The sequence below is a fragment of the Leucobacter sp. PH1c genome (assembly GCF_000633415.1).
In the GTDB taxonomy this organism is placed as follows: domain Bacteria; phylum Actinomycetota; class Actinomycetes; order Actinomycetales; family Microbacteriaceae; genus Leucobacter.
On record NZ_AYMV01000018.1, the window covers coordinates 92,951 to 111,448 of the forward strand.

The window sequence follows — 18,498 nt, forward strand, 5'->3', positions numbered from 1 at the left end:
TCGCTGTGCACGTGGAGGTGAACGAAACCGTCTTTTTCTGACACCGAATGGGCCCCTTTCGCCGACCCATCCAGGGTACCGCCTGCGGATCAGCGCCGGGTCAATCCCGGGGTCCCGGCGGCGTTTCCGAGCGCGGCGCGATCAGCGCACGTCGCCCGCGCACCAGGGGCACGCGTACTCGGCGTCGGGGTTCGTGATGCGCTTGAACGAGGTGTGGAATCGCTCGCACACCGCGCGCAGGTTCCACCGGCCGACGGCCACCTTCGATGCCTGAGTCTTCGTCGCCATTTCGATCGTCCTCCCCGGTTCGACCACGGAGCGGGTCCGAGGAAGTCCGAACCCGCCGATGCCTCCGAGTGAAGCACCTCGGCGAGACGGGTGCATCCCCGGCGGGGGTATTCGATCGAATCCGAACAGCGCGCAGCGCGGGCACTGCCCGCGCCGCGCCTCAGCCGCCCCGCCTCAGGCGCCGGGCGTCACGCCTGCGAGCACGTCGAGCGCGTGCTGCAGATCCGCGGGGTACCGCGAGGAGTACTCCACAGCCTCGCCCGTGCCCGGATGGCGGAACCCGAGCCGCATGGCGTGCAGCCACTGACGGCGGAGCCCGAGCCGCTCCGAGAGCGTGGGGTCCGCGCCGTACATGCCGTCGCCCACGCACGGGTGGCGCTGCGCCGACATGTGCACGCGGATCTGGTGGGTGCGGCCCGTCTCGAGTTCGATCTCGAGCAGCGTCGCGTACGGGAACGCCTCGAGCGTCTCGTAGTGCGTGACGGAGGGCTTGCCGTCCCGGGTCACCGCGAACTTCCACTCGTGTCCCGGGTGGCGGCCGATCGGCCCCTCGATCGTGCCCGAAAACGGATCCGGGTGCCCCTGCACGACCGCGTGGTAGATCTTCGAGACCTCGCGCTCCTTGAACGCGCGCTTCAGCTCGCTGTACGCGCGCTCGCTCTTCGCGACCACCATGAGGCCGCTCGTGCCCGCGTCGAGGCGGTGCACGATGCCCTGACGCTCGGGCGGACCCGAGGTCGCGATGCGGTACCCCGCCCCGGCGAGCGCGCCGAGCACGGTCGGGCCCTCCCAGCCGAGCGAGGGGTGCGCCGCGACACCCGCGGGCTTGTCGATCACGACGATGTCGTCGTCGTCATGAACGATCCCGAGCTCGGGCAGGTGCACGGGGATGATCTCGGGGCCGCGCTTCTCCTCCCAGGTGACCTCGAGCCAGCCGCCCGCCGCGAGGCGATCCGACTTGCCGAGCGTCTGCCCGTCGAGGGCGACGCCGCCGCCCTGCGCGATCTCGGCCGCGAAGCTCCGCGAGAATCCGAGCAGCTTCGCGAGCGCGGCGTCGACGCGCTCTCCGGCGAGCCCGTCGGGGACGGGCAGGCTACGGTGCTGCATCGCCGCGCTCCTCGCGTTCGTTCGTGTCTGACTCGGATGCGGCGGGCTCGGGATCCGACGCTGCGGCTCCCTCCCCCTGCGCCGGCTTCGCGGCCCGGGCCTCAGCAGTCGAGGCCTGAGCCCCGGCCTTGGCGGCCTGGGCCTCGGCCTTCGCTTCCGCCTTGGCCGCCTCGGCGGCCGCTTCGGCGGCGCGCGCCTCCGCGCGGGTGCGCCCGTCGATCGGCAGCCCGAGCAGCGTGATCACGATGAAGAGGATCATGCCGCTGACGATCCCGATGTCGGCGATGTTGTAGATGGCCTCGGAGAAGCCAAGCCACATCCACGGCGTCGAGATGAAGTCGATCACGTGGCCCTCGGGGAAGCCGGGCTCCCGGGTGAGGCGATCGGTCAGGTTGCCGAGCACCCCGCCGAGCAGGAGGCCGAGGAAGAGCGCCCAAGGCAGCGAACGCAGCCGGCGGATCTGCCACAGGATGACGAACACGACGACGGCCGCGAGGATCGTGAAGATCCAGGTCTGCCCTGTCGCGAGCGAGAACGCCGCGCCGGGGTTGCGCACGAAGTGCCAGCGCAGCACATCGCCGAGCACGGGCACCGTGACGCCCTCGGGCAGCTCAGCGACGACCCAGTTCTTGACGAGCTGGTCCGCGGCGAAGACGGCGAATGCGACGACAAACAGCACGAGCGGCACCCAACGGCGCCACGGCCGAGAGGCCGTGGCGCCGGGTGCCGCGGAAGCGACGGGGGTCACGCGGGACGACTACTGCAGGCCGTCGGGTGCGCCGGCCGGCTCGGGCGAGCCGTCGAGGCCGCGCAGCTGCGACTGGATGTAGGAGCGCAGGGTCGAGCGGTACTCGCTCTCGAACTGGCGGAGGTCCTTGATCTTGAACTGCAGGTCGCTGCGCTCGTCGCCCAGGAGACGCAGCTCCTCGGCGCGCTGCTGCTGGGCTTCCTCGACCAGCTGCTTCGCGGTGCGCTCGGCGTCCTGGATCATCTGGTCGCGCTTCGACTCGGCTTCCGAGATGAGCTCGTCGCGGGTGTTCTCGCCCTCGCGCACGTGCTTGTCGTGCAGCTCGAGCGCGAGCTGCAGCATGGCGCTCGACTTCACGGCGTCCGGGCGGGTGCCCTCGGCTGCGGCCGCCACGGGGGCGGGCGCGGGCGCTGCGGGGGCGGCGACGGGCGCCTCGACGACGATGGTCTGCTCCGAGGGGGCGGCGTCGGCGTTGCCGTCGTGCCCGGCCCCGGCCTCGCACTCGGCGAGCTTCGCGGTGAGCTCGTCGATCTTCGCGCGAAGCTCGTCCTTCTCCTGCTCGTGCTGACGGAGCTCCTCGACGATCGTGTCGAGGAAGTCGTCGACCTGGTCCAGGTCGTAGCCGTCACGGAACTTGGTGATCGTGAACTTCTGGTTCACGACGTCTTCGGGAGTCAGGGCCATCGTTTCGTCTCTTTCGATTCGGGACCACTGACGTGGTCTGTGACAACGCTCGAACGCACGCGGTCTATCACCACGCTAGCAAAGAATGCCGGGTTCGCGCAGAAACCGCCTCACCACCGGCCGGGGATGATTGCGAGGAGGATGATGCAGACGAGCATCGTGAGCATCCAGCCCAGGTCGATCGAGACCTGACCGAGCCGGATCGGCGGGAGCAGCCGCCGGAACATGCGGATCGGCGGATCGGTGATCGTGTAGACGAGCTCCACGATCACGGCGAACGCACCGCGGGGGCGGAAGTTCCGGTTGAGCACGGTCACCCAGTCGAGGATGAAGCGCGCCCAGAGCACGAGGGTGTACACCCGCAGTGCGATCCGGAGCACCAGGAGGAGGACGGCGAGAACTGCCACCGCTTACGCCGAGGGCGAGACGAAGAACGAACCGCTGTCGTTCTGACGGGACTCGTCGCCCGCGATCTCGATGTGCTCCGGCGAGAGCAGGAACACCTTGCTGGTGACGCGCTCGATGCGGCCGTTCAGCCCCATCGTGAGGCCGCTCGCGAAGTCGATGAGCCGCTTCGCGTCGCCCTCGTCCATGCGGGAGAGGTTGATGATCACCGGAACGCCCGCGCGGAAGCTCTCGGCGACGACCTTCGCGTCGCGGTACTCCGTCGGGTGGACCGTGAGGATCTCGTTGAGCGGCTGCGCGACCGGCTGGCTGGTGGGCGTCACGCGGCGCAGCGGCGTGACCGATGCGCGCGGCGCCGGAGCGGCGCGCACGGGCTCGGGCTTCGCCGCGGCAGGGGTCTGCGCGGCGCGGGGCGCGGCGGTCTCCTCGGACGCGGCCGACTGCTCCTCGAGCTCCTCCTCGGCGAGGCCCAGGAACACCATGGTCTTCTTCAGCGGATTGCTCATTTTCTCTCCCAACGGTGCGGTGCTCCGAGACTATCGGGGCTCCGGTCGATTCCCGGTGATTGCGCTGCCGATTCGCAGGTGTGTCGCACCGGCGGCGATCGCCTCGGCGTAGTCGTGCGTCATCCCCGCCGAGATCGCGGTCGCCTCGGGCGCGACGCTGCGGACGCGCTCGGAGTACCCGGCGAGCCGTGCGAAGGCGCGCGCGGGCTCCTCGTCGAGCGGGGCGACCGCCATCACGCCGCGCAGCCGCAGCGACGGGTTGCCGAGCGTGTGCTCGGCGAGCGATTCGAGTTCGTCCGCGGGGATTCCGCCACGGCCCGGATCGTCGGTGAGGTTCACCTGCAGGAACGCGTCGATCGGCCGCTCGAGCTCGGTGAGCGCGTCGACGAGGCGCGCGCGGTCGATCGAGTGGATCGCGTGCGCGTAGCGGGCGGCCTGCCGCGCCTTCTTCGTCTGCAGCTGACCGATGAAGTGCCAGTTCAGATCGAGATCCGCGAGCTCGGCGGCCTTGGCCTGCGCCTCTTGGTGGCGGTTCTCCCCCACGTCGCGGACGCCCAGCTCGGCGAGCGCGGACACGAGCGACGCGGGGTGGAACTTCGTCACGACGATCGTGGTGACCGATTCAGGGGCGCGGCCCGCGGCGCGGCAGGCGTCCTCGACGCCCGCCCGCACCGCGGCCAGCCGCTCGGCGAGCCCGGGGTGGGCCGCCTGCGTCGCCTCGCTCATCACGACTACTTCAGGAACTCGGGGATGTCGAGATCGTCGTCATCGCCGTCGAACGCGGGATCCTTGATCTGCGCCTCGACCGGCGGGTTCGCGAGGATCTCGCCGAACTGGCCCGTCGCGGGGGCCTCGGAGGCCTTCTCGCTGTTCGCGTTGAAGCCGGGGAAACCGAGGCCCGTGGCGTCGGCGGTCGCACCGGCGGACACCGAGCGCGCACCGGGCACCTCGTCGAGGCTCTCGACGTGGCTGCCGCGACGGCCGCGCTCGGGCGACGGGGCGGCAGCGACGGCCTGATCGGCGTCGAAGCCCGCGGCGATGACGGTGACGCGCACCTCGTCGCCAAGGGTGTCGTCGATCACGGTACCGAAGATGATGTTCGCCTCGGGGTGCACGACGTCCTGCACGAGCGTGGAGGCCTCGTAGATCTCGCTGAGCGCGAGGTTCGAGGAACCCTGGATGGAGAGCAGCACGCCGTGGGCGCCCTCGACGGAGGCTTCGAGCAGCGGGGAGGCGACGGCCAGCTCGGCGGCCTTGATCGCGCGATCGGCGCCGCGCGCGGATCCGATGCCCATGAGGGCGGCGCCCGCCCCCTGCATGACCGACTTCACATCGGCGAAGTCGAGGTTGATGAGGCCGGGCGTCGTGATCAGATCGGTGATGCCCGAGACGCCCGCGAGGAGCACCTGGTCGGCGGCCGCGAAGGCCTCGATCATGCTGATGCCGGGCTCGCTGATGTCGAGGAGGCGGTCGTTCGGCACGACGATGAGCGTGTCGACGGCCTCGCGGAGCGTGTTGACGCCCGCGTCGGCCTGCGCGGCGCGGCGCTTGCCCTCGAAGCTGAAGGGGCGGGTGACGACACCGATGGTCAGTGCGCCAATCGACTTCGCGATGCGCGCGACGACGGGAGCCGCACCGGTGCCGGTGCCGCCGCCCTCGCCCGCCGTGACGAAGACCATATCGGCGCCCGTGAGCGCCTCCTCGATCTCCTCGGCGTGGTCCTCCGCGGCGCGGCGACCCACCTCGGGGTCGGCGCCGGCGCCGAGCCCGCGGGTGAGCTCGCGCCCGACGTCGAGCTTCACGTCGGCGTCGCTCAGCAGCAGCGCCTGCGCGTCGGTGTTCACAGCGATGAACTCGACACCGCGCAGACCGAGCTCGATCATGCGGTTGACCGCGTTGACGCCGCCACCGCCGACACCGACGACCTTGATTACCGCGAGGTAGTTCTGGTTCCCTGACACCTGGATCCTCCGCCCCTAACCTTCAACCTCTACATGAAGTTTAAAGTTAGTATTGCTGAATACGTTTCTGGGGTCCACGGTAGGGCGCGGGCGCTCCCCCGTGCGGCAGACACGCCGCGCGCCGCGCCAGAATCGCGAAAGATCGGCGCGGCGCGCGAATGCGTCCCCGATTCCGCGGCCCCCGCTCCGAGCTAGCGGAAGACCGGCGCCTCCGTCGACGAGACATCGATGTGCGTGACCTCGCGGTCGCCGAGCGAGGCCAGCATCGTGCTCAGCACCGCCGCCTTCCGCCGCGACTGCTCAGCGTCGCCCCACATCACTTCGATGCCGCTCGCGAGCGTGAACGTCACGTCCTGCCCGCTCGACGCCGTCACGGCCGTGATCTGGGCGCGCAGCTCCGCGGGCATATCGCGCAGCGCACGCGTCGCTGAGCGGTACGCCTGCGAGGCGCGATCCGTGAGCGCCCCGCTGCCGAGCGGCACGCCGGCCGGCGCCTGCTCGGCGGTGCCGAGGAGCACGCCGGCCGCGTCGTACAGCGCGACCCCGTCGCCCTCCGGCAGCGAGACCACGGGCACGCGCTCTTCGATCCGGATCGTGAGCGTGTGCGGCGGAATCCGCTCCACCGCGTAGCGCTGGATCAGCGGGAAGGGCTCGAGCGCCCGGTGCACGTCGGCGTCGTCGACGAGCGCGAGCGGCACGCCGTCGAAGCGGGCGAGCGCCGCGCGCACCTCATCCTCGGGGACCGTCGTCGCGCCGACGAGCTGGATCTCGCGCACCGCCATGAGCGGGGTGAACACGCCCGCGGCGACGAAGAGGGCGAGCCCGCCGACCGCGGAGAGCACGACCAGCCAGATCCGCCTGCGACGCCGCGCGGCCACCGTGAAGCGCTGGCGCTCGCGGCGCAGCTGGGCCTTGCGCTGCCGCTCGGCGGCGCGCACCCGACGCTCGGCGGCGCGCACCGGATCGGCCTCGCGGCCGGCTCGCCACTGCGCCAGCACGGATCCGGATCCGGAACCCGATCCGCCGGCGGCAGCGCCGCCCGTGGAGTCAAGGAGTTCGCCCGCGGATGCACCGTCGGGCGAACCGCTCCCCGGCGCGGGCTCGTGCGCCTCGATGTCCAGGTCGTCGTAGGCCTCGGTCGCGAGCAGGTCCTCGTCCCCGCGGGGAGTCGCGGGGTCGACGCCGGCGCCGGCGCGGGACGCGCGGACGGCGGACAGGTCGACGGTCGCCGCCTCCGCCGCCTCGGGAGCGGCGGTTGCGGGAGGCGCGGTCGCGGGAGGCGCCGCCTCGGCACGCGCGGCCGCCGATCCCGAGCGCTCGCCCGGGAGGCCCGAGCGAAGTCGGTCGAGCACGCTGCGCCGGGGCGCTGCGCGCTGCTGGGCGGGCTCACTGGCTGCAGCACCGTCGGCCGTCACGTCGGGATCGTGAGGCGTCGACGGGGATCCAGCGCCGGATCCGGCGGATTCGAGCCCCCCGCTCAGCGGGAGCTGCGGTTCGACCGCGGGCGGGACGGCTTCCGGGCGCTCAGGCGCCCGGTCGAACCCGCTCGGCCGCTTCACTGCTCGGTGACCTCGAAGCGACCGCGCAGCGCAGCGACGACCTGCGGGATGATCTGGTAGACGGTGCCGCAGCTCATCGTGACCATGACGTCCCCCGGGCGGGCGATCTCCGCGAGGTACTCGGCCGCGCGGGCCCAGTCGTCGATGTAGGCGACCTTGCTCGCGTCGGCGAAGTCGTTCGACACGAGCGCGCCGGTCACGCCCTCGACCGGATCCTCGCGGGCGCCGTCGACCGAGAGCACGACGGTGTGATCCGCCCCGGCCTCGAGCACCTCGGCGAACTCCCGGTGGAAGAGTCTCGTGCGGCTGAACAGGTGCGGCTGGTGGATCGCCACGAGGCGCCCCTCGCCCACGACGGCGCGCGCCGAGTCGAGCAGGGCCGCCACCTCGGTCGGGTGGTGCGCGTAGTCGTCGTACACGCGCACGCCGCCCACCTCGGCGTGGAACTCGAAGCGGCGCTTCGTGCCGCCGAACTCGGAAATCGCGGCGAGCGCCGCGGCGGGCTCGAAGCCGAGACCCGTGAGAACTGAGAGCGCACCCACCGCGTTCACCGCGTTGTGGCGCCCGTACACGGCGAGCTGGGCGCTGTACTCGGCACCGTCGATGGCGACCGTGAAGCGAACGGGCCCCGAATCGTCGATCGCGGTGATCCGCACGTCCGCGTCGGCGGCCTCCCCGAAGGTGCGGATGGGGGCGTGCGCCGCCGCGTCCGCGCGCAGGGCGCCGAGCACCTCGAGCGCGCCGGGGTCGTCGGAGGAGATCACGATCTGCTCGCGGGCGCCGCGGGCGAAGTCGACGAAGGCCTGCATGAACGCCTCGCGTGAGCCGTAGAAGTCGAGGTGCTCGGGGTCCACGTTCGTGATGAGCGCGATCGCCGTGTCGTAGAGGAGGAACGATTTGTCCGACTCGTCGGCCTCGATCACGAAGAGATCGTCCGTGCCGGGACCCGAGCTCACGCCGAGCGATTCGATGATGCCGCCGTTCACGAACGAGGGATCCGCGCCCGCACCGAGCAGGCCGGTCACGATCATCCCCGTCGAGGTGGTCTTGCCGTGCGCACCCGCGACCGAGACGACGCGCTTGCCCCGCGCGAGCCAGGCGAGCGCCTGCGAGCGGTGCAGCACGGGCATGTCCGTGGCGAGGGCCCGCTGGTACTCGGGGTTGTCCTGCCAGAGCGCTCCGGTGACGACGAGAGTGTCGGCGTCTCCGACGTTGGCGGCGTCATGCCCGATGAACACGGGGATCCCGATTTCCTCGAGCGCTGCGGTCGAGTAGTTCGCGCTGCGGTCGGACCCCGTAACCGTGACACCCGCCTGGTGCATCATCCGCGCGATCCCGCTCATGCCGGAACCGCCGATGCCGACGAAGTGGACCTTTCCGAGCTCATCGGGGATGGTCAGTTCGAGATCGGGGTAGATCATGGATCCTCCTAGCGGGTCGACAGTCAAGCGTACCGCGCGGACCCTGCGGGGCGCCCGGTCGCGTGCGGCGCGGCGCGCGGTGTGCTCGGGACTCGCTGGTCGACTCTGCCTCGAGCCTTGGATCCCGCGGGTCGCCGCTCCGCGCCTCCGGCCGCTCGGCTCGCCGTCCGCGCCTCCGATCTCTCGGCTCGCCGTCCGCGCCTCAGAACTCTCGGAGAAATCGCGGATCTCGGAGCGAAACCCGCGAAAACGTCCGAGATTCGAGATTTCTCCGAGGAAAGCGGTGCGTGTGGGGGCCGGGCGCGGGGCGCACGGACCACCCGAGCCGTTGCCGCCCTCGCGACGCAGATCGGCTCGACTCTGATCCGGTATCGACCCCGGATACCGGATCAGAGTCGATGCGATGTTCTGCGAGATGCGGGCGGCGCGAGCGACCCCGAGCCGGACGGTGCAGACGGCGCGGACGGTGCAGGCGGCTCTGCCGGGGCGCGCTCCGCCGAAGGCGGGGGGACCACCGGGACCGCAAGCGCCGGGGCCAGCGCCACGAGGGCGAGCGTGGCGGGGATCCCGAACAGGCCGATCGCCGCGCCCACGACCGGGCCCACCGCCGCAGCCGCGAGGAACTGCCCCGTGTTCTGGATGCCGAGCGCCCGGCCCGCCCAGGACGGCCCCGCGAGTTCGGCGACGGCGGTGAATGCCAGCCCGTTGTCGGCCACGCTCACGCAGCACGCGATCACGTAGGCCACGGCCGCCGGGATGCCCCACTCGAGCCACCCGCACGCGGCCGCGGTGAGCAGCGTGACGATGCCCGCGATGGCCACGATGCGGAGGGGGCGGAGGCGCGAGCCCGCGCGATCGCTCCACACCCCGACGAGGATGCGCCCCGCGGCCCCGGCGAACTGCGCGCCCGCCACGAGCGCGCCAGCGGCGAGTGCGCTCCAGCCGAAGCCGACCGTGAACCAGACGAGCCCGAACGTCGACAGCGCGAACTGCGGAACGACGAGCAGCACGGAGGCCGCGTGGATGCGGAGCAGGGTCGCGGAGCCGCGATAGGGGGTGCTGGGGCGCGCGGGGGCGGCCGCCACCCCGGTCCCGGACGGTGAGCCCGAGCCGGATCCCGCTCCCCGCGCCGGGCGCGGAGCGCGCTCCGGGTCGCGCACCACGGCGACAACCGCGACGAGGCTCACGAGCACGAGCACGCCACCGAGCGCGAGCGCCGCACCCATGCCGAAGCCCGCGGCGAGGGGCGGCACGCCGAGCGCCGCCACCGCCATGCCGAGCGGCTGACAGGTCTGCCGGATCCCCATGGCGAGCCCGCGCCGCTCCGCGGGGAACCACCCCGTGATCAGTCGCCCGCTGGCGCTGTTCGTGCAGGCGGAGGCCGCGCCGCAGGCGACGAGCGCGATCCCAAGCGGGAGGAGCGCAGCGATGCCGGCCGAGCCGGCATCAGCACCGGCACCAGCACCAGCCCCGGGGCCGCCGCCCACGACCGCCGCAGCCATCGCCGCGGCGACCGTGAGCACCGTCGCCGCGAGGCCGATGATGAGCACGCGCCGCTCCCCGAAGCGGTCGGTCGCCGCGCCCCAGAGGACGAGGGCCGCGACGAGCCCGAGGTTCGGGGCACCCGCGAGGAAGCCTGCCTCGGCGAGGCTCAGCCCCGCGGCGTGCAGGTGCGGGATGAGGAAGGCGGGCGCCGCCGCGACGACGGTGGTCGCCGCCTGGGCGACGACCATTACGGCGAGCATGATCCAGAGGCGGGCGGGGACGTGCATGCGGAAACTCCAGACGAGGGTCGGAGACCGGCAGGACGCTGCCGCCGCGGACGGGGAGCCGGTCGGCTCAGACCCCGCCGCGGCTCCGAAGGAGGAGCATCACGCGCATGAGACGAGCTTAGCGGGTCGGAGCCGCCGCGACGGCCTCGTGCACAAGGGCGAGCAGCCGCTCGGTGCCGTCGAGGCTGCCGGCGCTCCGGGCACGCTCCCCCATGTCGGCGAGACGCGCGTCGTCCGCGAGGAGCGGGAGCAGGGTGCCGCGCACCCACTCGGGCGTCAGTTCGGCGTCCTCGACGAGCAGCGCGCCACCCGCGGAGACGACGCCGGCCGCGTTGAAGCGCTGCTCGCCGTTGCCGACGGCGTAGGGCACGAAGACGGCGGGGACGCCGAGGCCGGCGAGCTCGCTCACGGTCGTCGAGCCGGCGCGGGAGACGGCGAGGTCGCACGCCGCGAACGCGAGGTCCATGCGGTCGCAGTACGGGATCACGTGGTATCCGTCGACACCGGGATCCTCGATCTCGGTGAGTCCGCCCCAGACGTGCAGCACCTGCACGCCCGCGGCGACGATCTCGGCAGCCGAGCCGGAGATGCCGCGATTGATCGCGCGGGCGCCGAGCGATCCGCCCGTGACGAGCAGCGTGCGCCGCGCGGGATCGAGGCCGAAGTGCGCGCGCGCCGAGGCGCGCAGGGCGGGTCGGTCGAGCCCGGTGATCTCGGGGCGGAGGGGCATGCCGGTCACGCGGGCGTTCGGGATCGGCGTGCCCGCGAAGGTGACGCCGACGTAGGGGGTACGGCGGGCGCCCATGCGGTTCGCCATGCCGGGGCGCGCGTTCGCCTCGTGGATCACGACGGGCACCTGCTCCTTCGCGCCGGCGCGGTACGCGGGCGCTGCGGCGTAGCCGCCGAAGCCGACGACCACGTCGATGCGGCGGGCGCGGATCAGCTCGCGCACCTCGCGCACGGCGCGGGCGAAGCGCGCGGGGAACTGCAGCGCGGCGAGGTTCGGCCGGCGCGGGAACGGCAGGCGTGCGATCGTGACGAGCTCGTAGCCGCGCTCGGGCACGAGGCGGGCCTCGAGCCCCTCCTTCGTTCCGAGCACCACGATCTCCGCGTCGGGCTCCGTGCCGCGGATCAGGTCGGCGAGCGCGAGCAGCGGGTTCACGTGGCCGGCGGTGCCGCCTCCGGCGAGCAGGTAGCGGGTCATCGCTTCTTCCGAGTCCTTTCGTGGGGCCGGGCTCCCCCGGCCGCGGCCAGTTCGGCCTGGTAGATGGCGCCGTCGCGGGCGATGGAGATCACCACGCCGATCGCGGCGAGGCAGACGACGAGGGCCGTTCCGCCGGAACTGATGAGGGGCAGGGGGACGCCGAGCACGGGGAACACCTCGAGCACGACGCCGATGTTGACGAGCGCCTGACCGACGATCCAGACGAGGATGCCGCCGACCACCGCCTTGCCGAAGCGGTCGCGGGCACGGGAGATGACGCGGAGCATCACGACCGTGAGCGCGACGAACATGGCGATCACGAGCAGCGCGCCGATGAGGCCGAGCTCCTCGCCGATGATCGCGAAGATGTAGTCGTTGTCGGCTGCGGGGAGCCACGACCACTTGGCTTTGGATCCGCCGAGGCCGACGCCGAAGAGGCCGCCGCCCGCGAGCGCCCAGCGTCCGTGGAGCGGCTGCCAGCCGAGACCGGAGTAGTCGGTGTTGCCCGCCGCGTGCCCGAACAGCCGGTCGAGCCGGTTCTGACTCGTGACGACGAAGAACACGACGGCGAGCAGGCCGCCGATCGCCGTGACCGTGAGGCTCTTCCAGCTCACGCCGCCGAAGTACATCGCGCCGAAGACCATGCCCGCCATGATGAGCACGGTGCCGAGGTCCTTGCCGAGCAGCACGACGCCGAGCGCGAGCAGGGCGCCGGGGATCACCACGGGGATGAGCTCGTGTTTCATGTCGCCGAGCAGCGGCTCCTTGCGCAGCAGCACCGTGCCGACCCAGACCACGAGCGCGAGCTTCAGCGCTTCGGAGGGCTGCGCACCGAAGCTGCCGATCTGGATCCAGTTCCGGTTGCCGTACACCTCGATGCCGAGCGGCGTGAAGACGAGCATCTGGAGCAGCAGGCCGAAGCCGAAGAGCCACCAGGCCCACTTCTTCCAGAAGTCGATCGGCATGGCGGCGGCGAGCAGCATCATGGGCAGGCCGACGATCGCGAACGTCGCCTGCCGCCAGAATCCTCCGAAGAAGCCCTGATCGTTCAAGTACGAGGTGATCGAGGACGAGGACAGCACCATGATCAGCCCGAAGCCGACCAGGAGGAGCGTGATCGCGTACAGTGCGATCACGGTGCGGTCGGTGCCCGTGCGCAGCACAGCGCCGAGGGAGATCCGGGCGACCCCGGAGGCGCGTTCGCCGCGCGCCGTCTGCCCCGCCGCCATTCGGGTCACCCGAGCTCAGCGACGGCGGCCTGGAACTGCCGCCCGCGATCCGCGTAGCTCTCGAACTGGTCCATGGATGCCGCCGCGGGCGAGAGCAGCACGGTGTCGCCCGGCTGGGCGATGCCCGCGGCCGCGGAGACGGCGGCGCCCATCACGGAACCGCTGGCGTCGTCTGAGCCGGTCGCGTCGCTGGCGTCGCTCGCGTCGATCTCGATGATCGGCCGCTCCCCCAGGTGGGCGCGGAGCGCCGCGAGGACGGGTTCGCGGTCGACGCCGATCACCACGGCCCCGCGGAGGCGGTGCGCGTGCGCGGCGACGAGCTGATCGATGTCGACGCCCTTGAGGAGACCACCGACGATCCACACGACGTCGTGGAGCGCCCGGAGCGACGCGTCGGCGGCGTGCGCGTTGGTCGCCTTCGAGTCGTCGATCCAGTGCACGCCTGCGCGCTCGCCGAGGCGCTGGGTGCGATGGGGATCCGGTTCGAAGCTCAGGATCGCGCGCGCGATCTCGGCGGGCTCGACCCCGCGCGAGCGGGCGAGCGCGGCGGCGGCGAGCACGTTCTGCACCATGTGGGGAGCCGCGAGGTCGCGCTCCGCGAGCTCGTCGATCGTGACGAGCTCGTAAGCCTCGCCCCGGCGCTCCGCGTGGAAGCCGCGGTCGACGAGGATCCCCTCGACGATGCCGAAGCCGCTCGGCGGGGGCGTGTCGAGGCCGAAGCTGATGGCGCGCGCGCCCTCGACGACGTCGGCCTCCTCGACCATGCGCTCGGTCGCGGCGTCGGTGCGGTTGTAGATGCACGCGACCTGCGTGCCGGCGTACACCTTGGCTTTCGCGGCCCAGTACGCTGCGGCGCTGCCGTGCCAGTCGAGGTGGTCGTCCGCGAAGTTCAGGCAGGCGCTCGCGTACGGAGAGATGGCGCCGAGGCGCTCCAGCTGGAAGCTCGACAGCTCCACCACGATCGCGTCGTAGCCCTGCGGGTCGCGGAGCGCATCGAGGACCGGCGTGCCGATGTTGCCGGCGGGAGTGACGCGCAGGCCGCCCGCGGCGAGCATGTGCGCCGTGAGCTGCGTGGTGGTGGTCTTCCCGTTCGTGCCGGTGATGCAGATCCAGTCGGCGATCCGCCCCGTCTTGTCGCGGAGGCGCCAGCCCAGTTCGATGTCGCCCCAGACGGTCACCCCGGCGCCCGCGGCCCACTCCGTGAGCGGGTGGTCGGGGCGGTATCCCGGCGACACGATGACGAGCTCGGGATCGAACTCGATGAGGTCGGCGAGCTGGGCGGCGTCATCGCTCGCCGAGAACCGCTCGGAGCCGATCACGTCGAGCAGGCGCTCCCGATCCGGATCCGGCGCGCCGAAGATCACCCGCACGCGGGCGCCCAGCTCGACGAGCGTGTCCGCAACGGAGAAGCCGGTCACGCCGAGGCCGAGCACCGCGACGCGCAGGCGCGTCCAGTCGTGGTGCCAGCTGCTCAGCCCCTGCACGCGCGCCGCGACGGTCGCCGCGTGATCCTGCGCCTCGGTCATGTCTGCTCCTGTCCGATCGTCCGACGTCACTGCTGCAGCAGCCATTCGCCGTAGAAGGCGCCGACGCCCGCGACGACGAAGAGCCCGGCGATGATCCAGAACCGCACGACGACGGTGACCTCGGCCCAGCCCTTCAGCTCGAAGTGGTGGTGGATCGGGCTCATGAGGAAGATCCGCTTGCCCTTCGTCGCCTTGAAGTAGAGGCGCTGGACGATCACGGAGCCGGTCTCGATGATGAAGAGGCCGCCGATGAGCACGAGGAGGAGCTCCGTGCGGCTCAGGATCGCGAGGGCGGCGATCGCGCCGCCAATGCCCATCGAGCCCGTGTCGCCCATGAAGATCTGGGCGGGGTTCGTGTTCCACCAGAGGAAGCCGGCGACGCCGCCGAGGAACGCCGCCGCGATCACGGCGAGGTCCATGGGGTCCCGGGTGGCGTAGCAGCCGGCCTCGTAGGCGGTGGTCGCGCAGTTCTGCGAGGCCTGCCAGAAGCCGATCACGAGGTACGCGCCGAAGGCGAAGATCGCGGAGCCCGCGGCGAGGCCGTCGAGGCCGTCCGTGACGTTCACGGCATTCGTGGTCGCGGTGACGATGAGCATCACCCAGACGATCACGAGGATCACGCCGACGACAGCGCCGAGGCTCATGAAGTCGAACGGCAGATCGCGGAAGAGCGAGATGTGCGTCGAGACGGGGGTGAGCCCGGACTCGTTCGCGAACTGGAGGCCGAGGAGCGCGAAGGACACCGCGATGATGACCTGGCCCGCGATCTTCGCCCAGCCGCCGAGTCCCGCGGACTGCTGCTGCCGCGTCTTCATGAAGTCGTCGATGAAGCCGACGAGGCCGGCGCCAACAGCCATGAGGATCACGAGCAGGGCCGACGGGGTCGGCGTCTCCCCCATGATCAGCTTCCCGAGGAAGTAGGCGAGGACGGAGCCGGAGAGGAAGATGATGCCGCCCATGGTGGGCGTGCCCCGCTTCACCTCGTGCTCCTTGGGCCCGTCGACGCGGATCGGCTGGCCCCACTTGAGGCGGTTGAAGATGCGCACGAACACGGGCGTGAGCAGCAGCGAGTAGAGCAGCGAGAACCCGCCGGCGATCAACAGGGCGATCATGCGAAGGCCTCCCCCAGGCGGTCGCCGAGGAAGCGGAGGCCCGCGGCGTTCGATGACTTGACGAGAACGGTGTCGTTCGGCTGCAGTGTGCCCTCGAGGTACGCGAAGGCCGCGTCCTGATCCTCGAAGAACACGCTCTCGCCGTCCCAGGATCCCTCGTTGATCGCGCTGATGTGCAGGTTGCGCGCCTCGGCGCCGACCACGACGAGCTCGGAGATGCGCAGGCGGACGGCCTGGAGGCCGATCCGGATGTGCTCCTCGATCGAGTACTCGCCGAGCTCGCTCATCGCGCCGAGCACGGCGACCGTGCGGCCACCCGGCTTCGCGATCTGCGCGAGCGTGCGCAGCCCCGCACTCATGGAGTCCGGGCTCGCGTTGTACGCGTCGTTGATGATGGTCACGCCGTCACGGCCGCCCATCACCTCCATGCGCCAGCGCGCGGCGCGGGTCGCGCCCTCGAGCGCGGCGACGATCTCGGCGAGCGACAGTCCGAGCTCGAGGCCCACCGCCGCAGCGGCCAGCGCGTTCGTGACGTGGTGCTCGCCGAGCACGCGGAACACGACGGGCAGGGCCTCGCCGTCGGCGTGGATCGTGAAGCGGGTGCCCGACGCGTCCGAGTCGATGTCGCTTGCGCGGACGTCGGCCTCCGGGTGGCGGCCGAACCAGCGCACGCGCGCGTTCGTCAGCTCGCCCATGCGCGAGACGTAGGCGTCGTCGCGGTTCAGTACGGCGACGGCGGTCTCCGGAAGGTCGCGCACCATCTCGCTCTTCGTGCGGAACGTGGTCTCGATCCCGCCGAACTCCCCGGCGTGTGCGAGGCCGACCGTGAGCACGACGCCGATGTGCGGCGGGGCCATTCCGGTGAGCCGGGCGATCTCGCCCTCGGCGCTCGCGCCCATCTCGGCGACGAGGGTGCGCGTGTCGTCCTCGACCCGCAGCATCGTGAGCGGACCGCCCACCTCGTTGTTGAAGGACTTCTCGGAGGCGACGTACGTGCCCACGCGCTCCGCCATGGCGGCCACGAGATTCTTCGTCGTCGTCTTGCCGTTCGAGCCCGTGATGCCGACGATCGTCAGCCCGCCCGCGGCGCGCACCCGGCGCACCACCTCGGTCGCGAGGGCGCCGAGCGCGTCGGTTGTGTCTGCCACGATGATCTGGGGTACCCGGTCGTCCGTCTCGCGCTCGGCGACGACGAGGGCGGCGCCCGCGTCGATCGCCTGCGGCACGAAGCGATGGCCGTCGGTCTCCTCGCCGCGGCGGGCGAAGAAGATCTGGCCGGGGCCGACCTCGCGCGAATCGGTCTGGGACGCGCCCAGCACGGTCGTTTCCGGAGCGGCGCCGGAGGCGCCAGGCACCAGGCGTCCGCCGGTGGCGGCCGCGATCTCAGCGAGCGTCAGTTCAATCACTGGAGCAATCCTGCCTCGCGGAGCGCGCCGCGTACTTCGTCACGCGCCGAGTAGGGAAGAAACTGCCCGGCGATTTCCTGGTGATCCTCGTGTCCGGGACCGGCATACAGGATAACGTCCCCCGCTTCAGCGAGCGAAATGGCGAGCCGCACGGCACGGCGCGGATCGCCCTCCTCGATGACCTCGGCGTGCTGGGCGGAGCGCGCCCCCGCGAGCAGCTGGGCGCGGATCGCCTCCGGCGGCTCGGAGCGGGGGTGGTAGTCGCAGATGATGACGGTGTCGGCGCCCGCGGCGGCGATCCGCCCCATCTCCTCGCGCTTCGTCGTGTCGCGGTCGCCGTCGGCGCCGAACATGAAGATGATCTTGCCGGGTGCGACCTCGCCGAGCGCGTCGAGCATCGCCTCGAAGGAGCCGGGCGTGTGGCCGTAGTCGACGAAGAAGCGGGGGCCGCGCGAGCCCGGCTCGGTCATCTCCTCGAGCCGCCCGGGGATGTAGACGGGGATCCGGCCGCGGTCGAGGCCCGCGGCGATGCGCTCGAGCGGCACGCCCGCCTCGTGGAGCATGATGAGCGCGAGCGCCGCGTTCTCCGCCATGAACCGGCCGAACACGGGCACGCTGCCGCGGAAGTGGGCGCCCTCGGGGCCCTGGAGCACGAAGGAGACGCCGTCGAGCGTCTGCGAGGTGATCGCGAGGTGCCAGTCGGCCTGCTGGCCGTACTCCGTCGCGAGTCGGGTGACCGGGATCTGCGACTCGCGGGCGACCCGCTGGCCCGCCGGCGAGTCGACGACGACTACACCGCGGCTCGCGCGCTCCGGGGTGAAGAGCGCGAGCTTGGCGGCGAAGTACGACTCGAGATCGCCGAACTCGTCGAGGTGGTCCTGGGAGAAGTTGTTGAAGGCGACCACGTCGAAGTGGACGCCGTCGAGGCGGTGCCGCACGACCGCCTGCGCGGAGACCTCGATCGCGACCGCGTCGACGGAGCGCTCGCGCATGCGGGCGAGGAGCCCGTGGAGCTCGGAGGCCTCGGGGCTCGTGAGGTTCGCGGGGATGACCTCGTCGCCCACGCGGCGCTCGGCGGTGGAGCTGAGCCCCGGGGTGAGGCCCGCGGCGTGCATGAGCTCCGCGAGGAGGTACACGACGCTCGTCTTCCCGTTGGTGCCCGTCACGCCGAGCATGGCGGGCGCGAAGTCGTCGGTGCGGTACACGGCGGCGGAGACCGCGCCGAGCAGTTCGCGCGGGTGGGCCGCGGAGACGAGCACGGGGAGCTCCACGCCGGCAGCCCGCGCGCGCTCGGCGCCCGCCGCGTCCGTGAGCATCGCGTGCGCGCCGAGCCCGGCGGCCTGCGCCGCGAACTCGGCGCCGTGGCGCTTCGCCCCGGGCATGCCGATGTACAGGTCCCCCGCTCGCACGTCGCGCGAGTCGAGCGAGACGCCGGTCACCGTCGCATCGTCGAGCGCGCCGTCCGGTACGAGCGCGAAGCGCTCGACGAGCTCGGCGAGCGGGAACGGGGCGGGGGTCTGCGGGCGAATGCTCAGCGCATCTCCGGTACTCACGTGGGTGTGCCTCCTGC

Annotated in this window: 17 protein-coding genes; all 17 read right to left on the bottom strand. The window is 71.8% G+C overall.

Going from position 1 to position 18,498, the window contains the following annotated elements; all coding sequences use genetic code 11:
* Positions 1-141: 141 nt before the first annotated feature.
* The 17 genes from U874_RS15510 to U874_RS0106205 all read right to left on the bottom strand — a co-directional run bounded on the left by U874_RS15510 (position 142) and on the right by U874_RS0106205 (position 18,481).
* A complete protein-coding gene (locus U874_RS15510; protein ID WP_157834220.1) occupies positions 142-288 on the bottom strand; it encodes a hypothetical protein in 147 nt (48 codons plus the stop codon).
* A 174-nt stretch (positions 289-462) separates the two neighbouring features.
* Positions 463-1,395: an RluA family pseudouridine synthase gene (locus tag U874_RS0106125; protein WP_025133659.1), complete on the bottom strand. Its 933-nt coding sequence runs from the start codon at positions 1,393-1,395 to the stop codon at positions 463-465.
* Positions 1,382-2,143 carry a signal peptidase II gene (gene lspA, locus U874_RS0106130; RefSeq protein WP_232755879.1) on the bottom strand — a complete coding sequence of 254 codons (762 nt, stop codon included), beginning with the start codon at positions 2,141-2,143 and terminating at the stop codon, positions 1,382-1,384. Before lspA ends, U874_RS0106125 begins: the two co-directional genes overlap by 14 nt.
* Before the next feature lie 9 nt (positions 2,144-2,152).
* Positions 2,153-2,827: a DivIVA domain-containing protein gene (locus tag U874_RS0106135; RefSeq protein WP_025133661.1), complete on the bottom strand. Its 675-nt coding sequence runs from the start codon at positions 2,825-2,827 to the stop codon at positions 2,153-2,155.
* Between the two features lie 110 nt (positions 2,828-2,937).
* Positions 2,938-3,234 carry a YggT family protein gene (locus U874_RS0106140; RefSeq protein ID WP_025133662.1) on the bottom strand — a complete coding sequence of 99 codons (297 nt, stop codon included), beginning with the start codon at positions 3,232-3,234 and terminating at the stop codon, positions 2,938-2,940.
* A 3-nt stretch (positions 3,235-3,237) separates the two neighbouring features.
* Positions 3,238-3,738, bottom strand: a complete 501-nt coding sequence (locus tag U874_RS0106145) for a cell division protein SepF (protein ID WP_025133663.1) — start codon at positions 3,736-3,738, stop codon at positions 3,238-3,240.
* A 30-nt stretch (positions 3,739-3,768) separates the two neighbouring features.
* The gene (locus U874_RS0106150) at positions 3,769-4,464 is read right to left on the bottom strand and encodes a YggS family pyridoxal phosphate-dependent enzyme (RefSeq protein WP_025133664.1); all 696 of its coding nucleotides are present in this window, start codon (positions 4,462-4,464) and stop codon (positions 3,769-3,771) included.
* Positions 4,465-4,469: 5 nt separating this feature from the next.
* Positions 4,470-5,699, bottom strand: coding sequence for a cell division protein FtsZ (gene ftsZ / locus U874_RS0106155; RefSeq protein ID WP_025133665.1), 1,230 nt, complete (start codon positions 5,697-5,699; stop codon positions 4,470-4,472).
* A gap of 191 nt (positions 5,700-5,890) precedes the next feature.
* Positions 5,891-7,114 carry a cell division protein FtsQ/DivIB gene (locus U874_RS14730; protein WP_157834221.1) on the bottom strand — a complete coding sequence of 408 codons (1,224 nt, stop codon included), beginning with the start codon at positions 7,112-7,114 and terminating at the stop codon, positions 5,891-5,893.
* Positions 7,115-7,254: 140 nt separating this feature from the next.
* Positions 7,255-8,679, bottom strand: coding sequence for a UDP-N-acetylmuramate--L-alanine ligase (murC, locus tag U874_RS0106170; protein ID WP_025133667.1), 1,425 nt, complete (start codon positions 8,677-8,679; stop codon positions 7,255-7,257).
* A 389-nt stretch (positions 8,680-9,068) separates the two neighbouring features.
* Positions 9,069-10,451 (bottom strand): MFS transporter, encoded by a 1,383-nt coding sequence (locus U874_RS0106175; protein WP_025133668.1) that lies wholly within the window; start codon positions 10,449-10,451, stop codon positions 9,069-9,071.
* Positions 10,452-10,569: 118 nt separating this feature from the next.
* Positions 10,570-11,655 (bottom strand): glycosyltransferase, encoded by a 1,086-nt coding sequence (locus U874_RS0106180; protein ID WP_025133669.1) that lies wholly within the window; start codon positions 11,653-11,655, stop codon positions 10,570-10,572.
* Positions 11,652-12,884 carry an FtsW/RodA/SpoVE family cell cycle protein gene (locus U874_RS0106185; protein ID WP_025133670.1) on the bottom strand — a complete coding sequence of 411 codons (1,233 nt, stop codon included), beginning with the start codon at positions 12,882-12,884 and terminating at the stop codon, positions 11,652-11,654. The genes U874_RS0106180 and U874_RS0106185 overlap by 4 nt, the downstream gene beginning before the upstream one ends.
* A gap of 5 nt (positions 12,885-12,889) precedes the next feature.
* Entirely contained in the window at positions 12,890-14,410 is a 1,521-nt protein-coding gene (gene murD / locus U874_RS0106190) for a UDP-N-acetylmuramoyl-L-alanine--D-glutamate ligase (protein ID WP_025133671.1), read from the bottom strand.
* A gap of 26 nt (positions 14,411-14,436) precedes the next feature.
* Positions 14,437-15,522, bottom strand: coding sequence for a phospho-N-acetylmuramoyl-pentapeptide-transferase (gene mraY / locus U874_RS0106195; protein WP_025133672.1), 1,086 nt, complete (start codon positions 15,520-15,522; stop codon positions 14,437-14,439).
* A complete protein-coding gene (gene murF / locus U874_RS0106200; RefSeq protein WP_025133673.1) occupies positions 15,519-16,928 on the bottom strand; it encodes a UDP-N-acetylmuramoyl-tripeptide--D-alanyl-D-alanine ligase in 1,410 nt (469 codons plus the stop codon). The genes mraY and murF overlap by 4 nt, the downstream gene beginning before the upstream one ends.
* Entirely contained in the window at positions 16,925-18,481 is a 1,557-nt protein-coding gene (locus U874_RS0106205) for a Mur ligase family protein (protein WP_025133674.1), read from the bottom strand. The genes murF and U874_RS0106205 overlap by 4 nt, the downstream gene beginning before the upstream one ends.
* Between the last annotated feature and the right edge of the window lie 17 nt (positions 18,482-18,498).